This window comes from Neobacillus sp. plas4 (assembly GCF_057221695.1).
This window is the reverse complement of sequence record NZ_CM170152.1, coordinates 507,839-520,842: the sequence shown is the minus strand read 5'-3', so window position 1 is coordinate 520,842 and position 13,004 is coordinate 507,839. Positions and strand designations below refer to the sequence as shown.

Annotated in this window: 17 protein-coding genes; 1 reads left to right on the top strand and 16 read right to left on the bottom strand. The window is 38.1% G+C overall.

The window, feature by feature from the left end; genetic code table 11:
• Positions 1-337: 337 nt before the first annotated feature.
• On the bottom strand, positions 338-1,609 hold the full coding sequence (locus AC2TFD_RS02570) for a mechanosensitive ion channel family protein (protein WP_484674906.1): 1,272 nt from the start codon (positions 1,607-1,609) through the stop codon (positions 338-340).
• Between the two features lie 286 nt (positions 1,610-1,895).
• Between AC2TFD_RS02570 and AC2TFD_RS02565 the strand changes: the two genes are divergently transcribed.
• On the top strand, positions 1,896-2,663 hold the full coding sequence (locus AC2TFD_RS02565; protein ID WP_484674905.1) for a SurA N-terminal domain-containing protein: 768 nt from the start codon (positions 1,896-1,898) through the stop codon (positions 2,661-2,663).
• Positions 2,664-3,026: 363 nt separating this feature from the next.
• Here AC2TFD_RS02565 and AC2TFD_RS02560 read toward each other — a convergent pair whose 3' ends face one another.
• From AC2TFD_RS02560 to gvpO, 15 genes are all read right to left on the bottom strand, one after another.
• Entirely contained in the window at positions 3,027-3,770 is a 744-nt protein-coding gene (locus tag AC2TFD_RS02560) for an amino acid ABC transporter ATP-binding protein (protein ID WP_484674904.1), read from the bottom strand.
• A gap of 12 nt (positions 3,771-3,782) precedes the next feature.
• Positions 3,783-4,448, bottom strand: coding sequence for an amino acid ABC transporter permease (locus AC2TFD_RS02555; RefSeq protein ID WP_484674903.1), 666 nt, complete (start codon positions 4,446-4,448; stop codon positions 3,783-3,785).
• A gap of 35 nt (positions 4,449-4,483) precedes the next feature.
• Positions 4,484-5,266: a transporter substrate-binding domain-containing protein gene (locus AC2TFD_RS02550; protein WP_484674902.1), complete on the bottom strand. Its 783-nt coding sequence runs from the start codon at positions 5,264-5,266 to the stop codon at positions 4,484-4,486.
• Positions 5,267-5,369: 103 nt separating this feature from the next.
• Positions 5,370-5,528: a DUF1540 domain-containing protein gene (locus AC2TFD_RS02545; protein WP_484674901.1), complete on the bottom strand. Its 159-nt coding sequence runs from the start codon at positions 5,526-5,528 to the stop codon at positions 5,370-5,372.
• 530 nt (positions 5,529-6,058) lie between these two features.
• Positions 6,059-6,388 carry a hypothetical protein gene (locus tag AC2TFD_RS02540; protein ID WP_484674900.1) on the bottom strand — a complete coding sequence of 110 codons (330 nt, stop codon included), beginning with the start codon at positions 6,386-6,388 and terminating at the stop codon, positions 6,059-6,061.
• A gap of 796 nt (positions 6,389-7,184) precedes the next feature.
• Complete coding sequence (gvpU, locus tag AC2TFD_RS02535; protein ID WP_335513841.1) at positions 7,185-7,583, bottom strand: gas vesicle accessory protein GvpU; 399 nt, start codon at positions 7,581-7,583, stop codon at positions 7,185-7,187.
• A gap of 2 nt (positions 7,584-7,585) precedes the next feature.
• Positions 7,586-8,890, bottom strand: coding sequence for a GvpT/GvpP family gas vesicle accessory protein (gene gvpT / locus AC2TFD_RS02530; protein WP_484674899.1), 1,305 nt, complete (start codon positions 8,888-8,890; stop codon positions 7,586-7,588).
• A 163-nt stretch (positions 8,891-9,053) separates the two neighbouring features.
• Positions 9,054-9,371, bottom strand: a complete 318-nt coding sequence (locus tag AC2TFD_RS02525) for a gas vesicle protein (protein WP_335513845.1) — start codon at positions 9,369-9,371, stop codon at positions 9,054-9,056.
• 23 nt (positions 9,372-9,394) lie between these two features.
• Positions 9,395-9,679: a gas vesicle protein K gene (locus AC2TFD_RS02520; protein ID WP_484674898.1), complete on the bottom strand. Its 285-nt coding sequence runs from the start codon at positions 9,677-9,679 to the stop codon at positions 9,395-9,397.
• On the bottom strand, positions 9,645-9,920 hold the full coding sequence (locus AC2TFD_RS02515; RefSeq protein ID WP_484674897.1) for a gas vesicle protein: 276 nt from the start codon (positions 9,918-9,920) through the stop codon (positions 9,645-9,647). The genes AC2TFD_RS02520 and AC2TFD_RS02515 overlap by 35 nt, the downstream gene beginning before the upstream one ends.
• 14 nt (positions 9,921-9,934) lie before the next feature.
• Positions 9,935-10,741, bottom strand: a complete 807-nt coding sequence (locus tag AC2TFD_RS02510) for a GvpL/GvpF family gas vesicle protein (RefSeq protein WP_484674896.1) — start codon at positions 10,739-10,741, stop codon at positions 9,935-9,937.
• A 1-nt stretch (position 10,742) separates the two neighbouring features.
• Positions 10,743-11,009 (bottom strand): gas vesicle protein GvpG, encoded by a 267-nt coding sequence (locus tag AC2TFD_RS02505; RefSeq protein WP_484674895.1) that lies wholly within the window; start codon positions 11,007-11,009, stop codon positions 10,743-10,745.
• Complete coding sequence (locus tag AC2TFD_RS02500; protein ID WP_484674894.1) at positions 11,009-11,773, bottom strand: GvpL/GvpF family gas vesicle protein; 765 nt, start codon at positions 11,771-11,773, stop codon at positions 11,009-11,011. The genes AC2TFD_RS02505 and AC2TFD_RS02500 overlap by 1 nt, the downstream gene beginning before the upstream one ends.
• 18 nt (positions 11,774-11,791) lie before the next feature.
• The gene (gene gvpN / locus AC2TFD_RS02495) at positions 11,792-12,709 is read right to left on the bottom strand and encodes a gas vesicle protein GvpN (protein WP_484674893.1); all 918 of its coding nucleotides are present in this window, start codon (positions 12,707-12,709) and stop codon (positions 11,792-11,794) included.
• A 33-nt stretch (positions 12,710-12,742) separates the two neighbouring features.
• Positions 12,743-13,000, bottom strand: a complete 258-nt coding sequence (gene gvpO, locus AC2TFD_RS02490; protein ID WP_484674892.1) for a gas vesicle protein GvpO — start codon at positions 12,998-13,000, stop codon at positions 12,743-12,745.
• Positions 13,001-13,004 lie beyond the last annotated feature (4 nt).

The following is a 13,004-nucleotide window of genomic DNA, read 5'->3' as shown; positions in this document are numbered from 1 at the left end:
TAAAATAGAAATAGTTGGTACGAAAAAATTAAATGATTATTGAGGTATCGAATTGAGTTTAGTCATAGACAGGCTGAAAATCAATCATTTTCACTTGACTAGAAGTTGTGGTGCTACAGGGAGTATTCTTTCAAATTATGTCTTACATGCTTTTAAAAAAAGTTATCCACTCATTCCATTGTTCGCTATTAAATAAACTCATTCCCTTTTCAACCGCATCTCATTCATTTTCGCAAGAAAAAAACCCGTTTATTTATACGGGTTTTTTCACATTTTGAGTGTATGTGCCAACACATTTGTTATTTTAAACAGTTGGTTTTATTGGTGATTGATTATTTTAATAGCTTTTTTCGCCAATCAAGGCTTTTTTGTTGCTCGATTCTTCTGCCATGTTTCTTAAATCAGCCCCAGATGGATTCTGGAATACTCTTAGTCCAAACTCTGGTGCAACGGCAAATAGATGGTCAAAGATATCAGATTGAACGGTTTCATACACTGCCCACTGTACGGAATTTGTAAATGCATAAATTTCTATAGGCAGCCCGTGTTCATTATGTGCCAGTTGTCTTACCATTAAGGTCATATTCTGATTGATGCCATCGAGATTTTTGAGGTAATTGCTGATATACGCCCTAAAAACACCGATATTGGTAAGGGCCCTCCCATTCACAGGATTGTTTCGATCGATTTGATTTTTAGCATTATACTCGGTAATTTCCCTTTCCTTTTGGATAATGAAGTCCGAAAGGTAATCAACTTTTACAAATTTCTCAATCATTTCCCTAGTGCAAAATGCGATACTGCTTGTATCGATATACAGAGAACGCTTGATTCGTCGGCCGCCTGAGCTTTGCATCCCTCTCCAATTGATAAAAGAATCGGAAATAAGGGCATAACTTGGAATCATCGTAATCGTTTTATCAAAGTTTTGAACCATTACCGTATTTAAAGAAATATCAATAACGTCCCCATCTGCTCCGTACTTTGGCATTTCAATCCAGTCACCAACCCGAACCATATCATTGGACGTTAGCTGAATTCCGGCAACTAATCCTAATAACGAATCTTTAAATACTAACATCAAAACGGCTGAGAGCGCACCAATCCCACTTAATAGAATGAGAGGGCTCTTTCCGATTAAGTTCGAAATCACTAAAATGATCCCTACAGTCATAATAATAATGTTAATTACCTGAATATATCCTTTAATCGGCTTAACCTTGGATATATCAAAGGTTTGATATATATCATTACATACATTTAGTAAACTTTGAATAAACACTAAACCGACAATAATGATATAGGCAATCGCCAATTTTTCAATAGTTGATTGATAGGTTGGAAAGGTTGAAGAAAACGAATAAATAATGATCGCAGGAACAATATGGGATAACTTTCGAAAAACCTGTCTATCCAAAATGATTTTGCCCCACTTGACTTTGGAGTTTGTAACGACACGAGTAATGATCCTGATCACGATTTTCTTTGAAATAAAATTTGCTGCGATACAGATAAGCCCTATTAGCAAAATCTTGATGATAATCGAAAGATCCTCTACTAATCTAGGATCTATTTCCATATCGAGAAGTAGATTATTAATGAATTGCATTTGTTTTCCTCCATTTTCATTTGCATCATAAGCAACTTTACGGTTAAAGCAACCAAACTGTCAATTCCTACTTTATCAATAACGAAAAAATGGTACCTTAGCCCCTGAGTTGTAACGCTTCAGTTTACTGGGGTCAGTTAAAGTCATTATCAAATGTTTCAATCCTGTTATAAATATTAAAAAAGAGCGCAACTGTTTCTTTTTCTTACGTTTAACTTTATAATGCGCACTAGATGATTTTTTTTAGGGGAAAATTATACTTCTAGCTTAAGGAAGGAGATCGATTATGAAAAAAATAATATTTACATTAATAACCGGTCTAATGGCCGTTGTTTTAGCAGCATGCGGAGGAAATGAAGAAAGTAAAGAAGCTAAAAATGATGATAAAGCAAAAACAGCGGAAACCGATCAGCAGAAGGAACTGCAAAAGCAAATGGAAGAAATGCAAAAGAAATTAGAAGCACAGCAAATAGATGAAAAGAAAACTGTTGCCGTAGTGAATGATAAAGAAATTTTAGGAAGCGACTATAATAGCGCTTTAGCATCTGCACAAGGACAAATGCAGCAAATGGGACAAGATCCAACATCCAAAGAAGCTGCAGAGCAGGTAAAAAAACAAACAATTGATAGCTTAGTCGGACAAACTCTTCTTCTTCAAGAGGCAGATAAAAAAAGCTATAAAGTTTCAGAGGCAGATATTAATAAACAGCTGGAAGAAATAAAAAAACAGTTTAAAACAGAAAAAGAATTTGAAGCCGCTCTTAAAAAATCCGGCATGGATATGAAAACACTTGAAACTCAAATAGCTGACGATATTAAACTTAAACAGTACATTGAGAAAGAAGTGCCAGCTGGTGAAATAACTGATGAAGAAATTCAAAAAACGTATGATCAATTTGCAGAACAAGGAAAGAGCACTGGACAAGAAGTTCCAAAGCTTGAAGAAGTGAAACCGCAAATCGAGCAATCTCTTCAACAGCAAAAACAGCAGGAAAAACTAATTCAGCAGGTTGAAGAGTTAAAGAAAAATGCGAAGATTGATATTAAGATTTAAGATGCTTCACACAAAAATGAACAGCTCAAGGGGCTGTTCACAAATGCCCCTTCAAATGAAAAAGAAGATGAATCTCTACAGAATGTAGGGATCATCTTCTTTTTTATTCACCATATTCTTTGTCTGTATATGAGGCTTTATAGGTTGATCAACAGCCTAATCTTTTTTAAAAATAGATACCTCTTTATACTTTAATGATAAAGCACCCCTAACACCAGCACGTTTGTTTTTAATTCCTTAAAACTATTTGTGCTACGCACTCAACGTGTATGGAGTGTAATTGGCAACACACGAGATGCTGGCAGGTTTATCCATTCTCCACTGTAAGTTCAACAGTAAATGGTTTTAATTCCATATTTCAAATTATTTTAACATGGTTGCCTGGAGGAATTCTTTTGTACGTTGCTCTTTTGGATGATCAAAGAATTCATTTGGCCGATTTCTTTCGATAATTCTACCATCGTCCATGAAGACAATCCAATCAGCAACCTCACGAGCGAAGCCCATTTCATGTGTAACCACTACCATGGTCATTCCTTCATCAGCTAACTCCTTCATGGTTGCCAATACCTCACCAACAAGCTGCGGATCAAGGGCAGATGTCGGTTCATCAAAAAGCATGATATCCGGCTTCATTGCCAGCGCCCTGGCAATTGCCACACGTTGCTTTTGACCGCCTGACAATTTGCTAGGATAAACATTCGCCTTATCAAGAAGACCCACCTTTTGGAGCAGTTCCTTTGCTTCGGCAATGGCCTGGTCTTTTGGGATTTTCTTTACCATCGTTGGTGCTTCAATGACATTTTCTATGACGGTTTTATGCGGGAATAGATTAAAGTGTTGGAAAACCATCCCCACCGTTTGGCGGACATTGTTAAGATTGTGGGTTTCCGGGTTAATTTCTTCCCCGCGGATTGAAATTAGTCCACCTTGCCTTTTTTCTAAAAAGTTAAGGCATCGCAGCAGAGTACTTTTACCAGAGCCAGATGCGCCGACCAAGCAGACAACTTCACTTTCATACACGGACATATTTATATCTTTTAATACATGTAGACTGCCATAAGATTTATGTAAGTTTTCTATTTTTATCATTTCTCGTTCAATCACTTTATCGTCCTCCTATCGATCACTAACTGCCAATCTCTTTTCGAACAAGCTCACCAGCATTGTTAATACTGCAACAAGTACTAGATAATAAACGGCTACTATTAACAAGTAGGTCATTTCATCGAAATTATTGGAACCCAGTGTTGTCGAAACATTGAACAGTTCATTCATGGAAATAAAGGCTGCCAGAGATGAATCCTTAAGTCCAATAATAAATTGGTTTCCGAGGGGAGGCAGCGCCCTCTTTAAGGCCTGAGGAAGAATGATACGGCGCATTGCTAGTATTCTAGTCATGCCGAGAGAGCGTGCCGCTTCCATTTGACCTTTATCAATGGACTGAATCGTCCCCCGGAAAATTTCTGCAATATAGGCACCATTATGGAAGGCGAGCGCAAGAGCCGCTGCCCAAAAGTCAGGAATCAGGAAAATTCCGCTGAAGCCAAAATACAGAATGAAAATCTGGACAATGAGTGGAGTTCCCCTTACAAGGAATACATACGCATTTGAAATATACTCCAATACTTTAATCCTTGAAATTTTTAAAAGAGCAAAAAATAATCCGAATAAAATCCCAATTAAAATGGAGACAACCGTTAGCTTTAATGTCAACAGCGCCGCATCTATAAAAAGATTTTTGCTACTGATAAACGTATGTAAAAAGTGCGAAAAACTAGGCAAAATAACGACATCCTTTCTTTCTAATGATCAATCTATTATTCTGGTTTTTTTGTAATATCCTCACCAAAATACTCTTGGCTGATTCGGGATAGTGTTCCATCGTTACGAAGTCTTTGAAGTGCGTCATTAATCCGCTTGAGCAAGACCGGATTATCCTTCGGAATAACAATAGCCTGCTCGCTTCGCTCGATTAACTGCTGCTCCTTGATTTTGAATCCTTCCTTTTTTGCACTTTTACCAGTGACAAAATCGGTAATAACGGCGTCATGCCGGCCAATACTTAGCGCTTTTAATGCCGTAATATCACTGTCGTACATTTTAATATTGCTGGTATACTTTTTGGCTGTATCCGCATAGGTGGAGCCCTTTGCTACGGCAACTTCTTTTCCATTTAAGTCATCTACTGTTTTAATCTCGCTATCAGGTCTTGTGAAGATCTGTGGACCTGAGTAATAGTAGGGTGTGGAAAAATCAACTTGTTTGGCACGTTGGGGGTTAATGGTGTGGCTGGCAACGGCTGCGTCTGCCCGTCCCGTTTTAATGCCCTCGATGAGTCCTTTGAATTTCATCCTCTTCTGGACTGGTTCAAGACCCAGTTCTTTTCCGACTGCGTTCCCTACCGCAATATCGAAGCCAGTCATCGATAAATCATCATTGCTAACATAGCTAAAGGGCTTAAATTCACCTGAAGCTGCAAAAATAAATTTTTGCTTATCTATCAGCTTTGTTCCATCTGCCAGCTGGTCCTTTTGGATACAGCCAGTCAGCATCCCCATCAGAAACAAACACGATAGAATAATTATGTATCGTTTTTCCATGCTTGATTTTCTCCTCTCTCGTTCAAGCTATACCGTTACTATCCCGGCATTTTTGAAAAGGACTGCTCTTCTGCTTCAGAAGCAGAAGAGCAGTCCCCATGTTTCATTCACGAAGCTCAAAGGTTTTGCAAGCTGTCTCTTCCACAGTGTCAGCCATTCTGCTGCCGTTGGGGCCTATGACGAAGATAGAGTCTGCTACACATTGGTCTCCCTCTGCCCAATACTTGCAGTTTTTAACATTACATTTTACATCCAATTTCATTTGTGCCACCCCCTCTAAAAGGTTTTCTTTTTTAATACCCCTTTCAAAGTTGGTTGAAACAAGATTTTTCCACCAATTCTTTGCCACTGCCAAAGCAGCCTCATCATCCAGACATAAATAAAAAAGACTCCCATCATATTATGAGAGCCGGACTTGGTATCTTGATTTACTATTCTTGAAGATTGCTAACCGCTTTCCCTTCTAAGCCTTCATATACACGGCCCCAGCCTGTGATTATAAAGTAACCTTATCTTTTATTTTTGTATTTTTAACCATGACTGTTGATTGAGGCTCCATGGCCTTCGATTTCATTCAAAAACCGAAATATGCTATCACTCTTTTCCTATAGAAAAAACTTATTCTTTTTAATATTGATCTTTGAAAAAGGAAGTTTTTTATGGAGAATTTAATCATGGTTTATTAGGAGATTATGGGCAATTCATGAGGTTGAATGAAAATAGAAGAAAAAGAAAGTAGTCATCGGGATAAACCTTGAAGCGGTAATATTCCGTGCAGCGTCTTACAACTCATTAACCAAAATACACATTTACACTGTTTTCTTTTTGTGCTGTTGCTAAGCAGTTAAGTATAAACTTCAGGATTTGTTTTTGATCCATCGCTAATAGATCAATTTCTGATATCGAGTCACCAGTACGAAAAAATTCCTTGTAAGCTTTCAAAGCCTTTTCAATTTGTTTTGTTGTGAAGGTTGTGCTCCTGCCTGACCCACTAACTCCTGCGTAAAATTCATTTGCATCAAGTAACCTGTACAGTATGGTCGCATTGTAATTCCCCATGCTAAAACGGGCATAAGCAATTTCTTCTCCAGCTTTATTGTACCCTGATATATCGTGTCCCATTTTAATAATCCTCCTTCAAATTTTTGTACATAAAACAATATCGGTGCCTTCCGCAGGTACATTAAATAGTACGACTCCTTTTTTAACTTGGATTTACCGGCAGCCTTCCCAATGAATAAATTATTAAATTTGCTTCAGCATTTTAATTGGAAGTTATTATTAGACTAGTAGTGGATTTAAAATGATGAGAAATGAAAGGGAAAATCGCGGATTTAGTAGAAAGGAATCTCTTATATATATCACTTGGTACTTTTTACCTCCCTTCCGGTAAAATTATATCACACTATATTTTCATATTAATTTTTCTTTTGTAAGTGTTTTCTATAATTATGTGAACACACCGTGATATGTTAAACATTCTGCTAGCTGGAGCTGAATGGTATTTTTTTAAAAAAAACAGATGATATAGATTTTTTCTATATCATCTGCATTTCTATTAGACCAACGCCAACCATGGGGACAGCTTCAACGTGGCTTGAATGGTGATGGCAGATAGTTATAGATGCAGTAGTGTTTACCCTAACAGAGATAGTCTCGTGATTTAATACATCCACCTAGTGTTGTTTTATTTGATTAATTAATCAATATATAACAGCTACACATATTTCTTTTATTATGTCCTTTTATCCCACGAACCTGATTTCTATCGTGAAATCGCGACGGATATTTGGAATTGTGAGGATTGGGCTACGAAAGTGTTTTAAACAAAGATTAAGGGGTACCCAATGAGTAAAATTCTACTTGGGTACCCCTTTTTAAAAACAAAAATATTTCCTTGTAAAGTTATATTCTACAACTATTTATTACTACTATCATATATTTTCCCTAAAAAGAAACCATCTACTTCACTAAGTTTTCCTCGCCAGAGAATTTCCCCTTTGGAGGGTGTAGGTTTACTGTCGCCACAATATACTTTGGTTTCTTTCATATGGATGAAATTTGCTTCCGAACCGCCTTCTGATTGGGCTGATTCTCCCGCCCTGCTAAGTTGTTCACTTAACATTTGTGCAACCTCATTGCCATCTTCAATTATTTCACTTAGAGTATCGAAATATTCCTTAGCTGACACCAGTGTTCCGGTAATAACAGCGCCTTTTACATTTAAAGTAATATCTAAGGAAAAATCATGTATATTGGATGCCATTACAAGAAATTCAAGAATATTGTCTTTCATTGTTCCGGAACTACTATTCATATTTAGCTCTCCCTTCTCATTCCATCTAGAAGGAGATAAGTTTCCTCGTCCTCTTTTAGAACTGTGTAACCTTCCTTGTCCTCTTCGTCTGACTGATTGAATTTTAATTCTTTATTACCTGGGTTCGCGTTATTATTTTTACTAGATTTATCATTTTTGTTAGTCTTCTTGTTATTTTCTTGTTCTTTTTCCCCATTACTTGCATCTAGTTTTTTTTTGTTTATTTTATCATCTTTATCATCCTCTGCAGTGTCAGCCTCTTCTCTATTATCTTGGTCTGTGGCTGCACTGCTCTTGTTTTCGTTATCAGTTAGACCTTTTTTTTTTCCTCCTTGTGTAACCTCTTCGTTTTCTGCCTGGTCTTTTTTTTGGCCATGCTGAGATTTTTCTTCATTTTCTTCCCTATTAGTATTTGGTTGGCTAGGTGCCCGTAATTTTCCTTCGTTTTCTGATTCGTCATTATGATGATGTTTTTCGCCTTGGTCCTTTTTTTCCTGAATCATTTTTGTTAACATTTCTTCTATTTTGCCTAATCGATCCTGCAATTGCTGATTTTCCTTTTTCACAGCCTCATAGTCCTTGTTATTTAAATCATTATTTCCATCGGTTTCAGCTTGATCTTCCTGCTGGAGATTTGTTCCACCCGAGTCATCTTGACCCTTTAATTGAGACTGTGATTCTTCACTATTATTTGGGTCTTTGAATTGACCTTTCGAGGGTCTTTGTAAATATGACTCTGACTCCTTGCTGCTGCTATCCTCTTGTTCTTGTGAGCCTTCCTGCTCTTCGCTCACCCCATTTGATAATGAGGTTTCATTCGTTAATTTATCATCATGCTGACTCTTTTTTTGGCCTTGACCCTGTCCCTTTTCATCTGATGTTAGCTTAGCCAACAGTTCTTCTATATGAGTAAGACGGTCATTAATACTGCTGCCTTCCTGTTTTGATTGCTGATCTCCTGAAGGGCTGGTTTCTGTTTTTTCACCTTGAGAATCATTATCTTGTTTAGTGAAAAGTTTAGAAGCTGAGTTTTTTATAGAACCAACGGCATTCTTGGACTTTTCCTTTACTGCTTGCCCTAAGTCTGATCCCGTGCTTTTTAAATTATCCGCAGACACCGTCTCCATTAGCTTTTTTCTATTCTCAGGAGTCGCCAGATATCCGACTGCCGCTCCAATCACTCCGCCTGCTAGGGAACGTTTAATTTGACTGCTATTTGAACTGCTTGTGTTTTTTCCTTCCTCTGTTTCATTCTGTTTGTTCTTTGTTTCCTCTGTTTGGTTTTCCATCGTTTTAGTTTCTTTCATTATAAACAAGCCTCCCATTTTAGATTTTTATATAAAGTAAAAACAAGGGTCCCCACTATTGGTCAGCAAGCCCTGTATCTAGTAAACTGCTGTTTTATGACCTTGTTTTTCTTTAACCAGTTTTGCAAGTATCTCTTCAAACCTGATGCCTGAGATTTCACTATCACTCGGTTGAAATTATACGGTTTGCGGAGAGACTTTCTTCTAGAGATTCAAGCCGCTCCAGCAGCCTCTTATTTTCTTCTTCGAGTGCTTTTGTAGAATGCTCCGAGGCTTTTGAGGTTAAATAAGGGTCTGTTTCCCACCAGTCCATGCCAATTTCCTTTGCCTTATCAACAGAAGCAACAATCAGCCGGATTTTGATGGTCAATAGTTCGATATCCGCAATTCCAACTGTGATATCCCCTGCTATCACGACACCTTTGTCTAATATTTTTTCTAATACGTCTACAATGGTACTGGATTGCATGGAATGTTCCATTAGAAGTCCTCCTTGGTGATGTATTAAAGCAAACTTCCTAAAGGACCCAAATCAATATTCAAGTCATCATCTTCTAAACCAAAAATTTCTTTCAATTCATCCATTTTTTCTTCTAGGTTCATTAACGCTTCGCCTAAATTTTCAATTTGTTCGTCTGTAAGCGTCCCGCCCTCCACCCTTCTGATTGCATGCCTTTCGACGATTTGGCGTAAAAGCTCTATGACGGTTAACACTAATTGAGCTAATCCATGCTCTGCATTATCTGGATCTAGGTTAATTTTTCCACTTGTTTGGCTGGCCGGTTGCATCTATCAGCTCCCCCCTCTGTTTATCAAATTCTTCTGAAGATATGGTTTTGCCATTTCCCTGCTGTGCTTGAACAAGCGATTCAACGGAAGCAATTAATAATCTTAAATCTAAGTAAACGAGATCTACTCCTGCTATGGAGATCACTAAATCCGCCTTTATGGCAACACCCTTATCAAGAATCACATCCAAAATGTCAATTAAAGCAATCTTCTTGTTTTCCATCGAATCTTTTAGTGCCATTTTCTCGTCCCCATTTAGGAAAAGCTGGAAAAGTGGTAGGCTGGCCATGGCCCAGTTGCTTTAAACCACCATCCTGTTTCCCTCATATCCTTTTCATATTGTTGGATTTTTTCCAAAAAAGGTTCTACTTTTGATTTGGAAACAAGGTAAACACCATTCCATGCCATCTGCTCTTGTTTTCCAGTCACCTGATGACTCAAGTTTTCTTTGACGTTTGCTTTAAGGGCAAACTCTGATAAGAATGAGTGGATTTGCTCACTGATTTTGTTTTTCTCTTTTTCCAGTTGAGCTTCTACCAATTTGTCTAACTTTTTCTTTTCGAAAAATTGTCTCCCCTTTGGCAGCTGGCTTATTTCTGCTCTTTTCGCCTCGATCACTAGATTGGATTGACTTACTCGGTTTTTTAAGATGTCATCCTCACAGTAAATTTTCAAATTCCATTCTTCATTCCCATAGATTAAAAGGAACGTATCCATTATTTTGGATTGATTCAATCGAACAGCCGTTTTCAGGCTGGCTATATTTTTGTATAATGTACAAAATTTTAATGGTAAAACAGTAAACATTTTTGATAGTTTCATTACGGTTTCATGATGGTGGAAGGCCTTTTCTTGAAGCCACTCCATATCATTATTAATCCGGTCTTTCACCCTTTCTTCTGAGTAGATGTTGGAATCCAGATTACAAACGATTGCTGTTATTTTTCCGATTGTAAAAGTGTATATATTACTAGCACCATCAAAGCCTGTTAAGGATGGAAACGATTGATTGGCTGCTTCTTTTGTCGGAATTAATCCATATAAATAAATGAAATCGTCCATTTTACGGCCCACCTTCTTTCCTCTTTGTCATCTGTTCCCATTGTTCCATTTCCATTCGTTTGGCAACTTCATATCTTAAGAGCAGCTCTTCTTCCATCGCTTTATAAGCTTCTTCAGGAATGTCACCAAGCTCATGCATCATTTGCAGTTGAATCAGCTTTTGTTGAATGGTAGGAAGGTCATACAGCTCTTTTTCCACCTCTTCTTTTACCTTTTCTCCTATTTTTATCACGAGGTTAATTGGTGCTGAAACCAACTTGTGCAGCATCAGACATCGACGGTTAATCTGATATTCACAAAGTTATAGGCCGGCCAAGGGCCGCTATAGCTGAATTCAACCTTATCTTTCCATTTGTCATGTGCCTCATTAACTTTTTGGTCAAACTCGGCTTCTTTGTCCCGTTCAACCAGAAAGGATGCATTTAAAAGCATTTTTTCACTTGTCGGCTCATTTGATTTGGAAGCAACAGCCAGCTCCCTTAAGGGCTCCATTACATTTTGTTTTACTTCGTGACTTAAAGAGGAAACCATTTTTTGTGCTGCACCGCCTAATTGTATCCGGTCATAATAGCTTGCCGCTTCTGTTTTCCCATGGATTGCTTTCGCCATCTTCTCCATTTTTGCGTTTCCATTCACCTGTGACTGGAGCCATTCTTTTCTTCCAATCACTTTCAATCCCAATTCAACTTTCCCTTTTATTTCAGGAAAAAGTTTTTCAAATTGCGGATAAAGATTCTCGAGCAGTACACCTACATCTTCTTTGGAGTGAAACACATTACCAAAGCTTACTGGTATGACGGTGTCGTTCTTCTTCATTACTTGCGAAACCGCATTTTGGTGCATCATCAAATTGTCTTTTTTCGGATGATAAATTTTCATTGGTACTTCAGCAGCAACCATTGCGGCATCTTTATACCGAATCGTAAATAGTTCTCTTTTTTCACCTTCCACTTCGATGATTCCAAAGTTCTCATCCGACTTTATCTGTATTCCGCAAAAGATATAAATACCCATTTGTTCTTCTTGGCCCATGGTAAAAACACTCCTTTACTACTCTTTAACCTTGATATTTCGACACGCATTTTTAATCGCTTTTTCTGCTTCTTTAATTGGATCTCCAGTTTCGATACACCGGCTGATTTGGTGGCCCAATATATCCATAAGGAGACGATGAAAAGCAGGGTCTTCCCCATCTATTGGTATTTGCTGCTGGACTGCCAATTGGGCAATCATTAAAGATGCCCTTAGACTCGGCCCGCTATCACCCTTGTATTTCTTGCGTAATTCAGCTACTAGTGTTGTAATCGCGATGGCATCATTCTTATCGATATTCACTTTTTCTGACACGATGGCTGCCTCGCGGTCACGGTCTTTATGATCGATATAGATGGTAATCAGCCGATCAAGCAACGCATCCTGAGTTTGATAGACTCCTGCATATTCCTCTGGATTGCTGGTAAAGATTACCGCAAAGTCCGGATGAACCCGTATAAAGGGTTCCGTCATTTTTGTCCCGTATAATGGAAGGATTCCTTCTTCTAGAATGGATAAAAAGATATTGTTGGTCGCGGGCTTTGAACGAGTAAATTCATCATAGATCAGTGTGTATCCATTCTTGACTGCCTCAAGCAGCCGACCGTCCCTCCATGTTTCTGTCATACTCTCGTCTCTTTTGTAAACAGAACGAACATAGTTATCGACCACTTTTTTACTCGTATATCCAGTAAAATCACCAATTAAATCTTTATTGTTCAATTCGTGGTTCCCGTGGATGAGCATGGTCGGTTTCTTTCTTCTTTTGGCAAGGGCGAGGGCAAGTGAAGTTTTCCCAGCTCCCGAAGGACCTGTAAAATGAATAGGGTAGCCGGCTTTCATGTATTGTAATGAGCGGGAAAGTAAGTTTTCCATATTTTCGTCTTTCACCATTGTTCTAGCATTCTTGTTGATCTTCTTTTTTAAGACCGTCACACTTTTTCCTCCTACTCCAACGTCCTTCACCTTTTAATTAATGGAGCTTCTGTAACGGATATCCCGTCTTGTATAGGATGTTATTTCTTTATTCGGGTTTACATGAACCTCGTAGACACCAATCATTTCGTCTTTTGCATACTTTTTCATATATTCTTTTTCTTCAATGACTTCGACCGTAAGCTTCCAGCCATTGTTTTCACCTTCCTCTATTGAGGTTATCTTATGTACTGGGGCGACGAATTCATTGAAGAAGCCTGTAACATTGGCAATGATTTTTTTGATTTCCATTTGG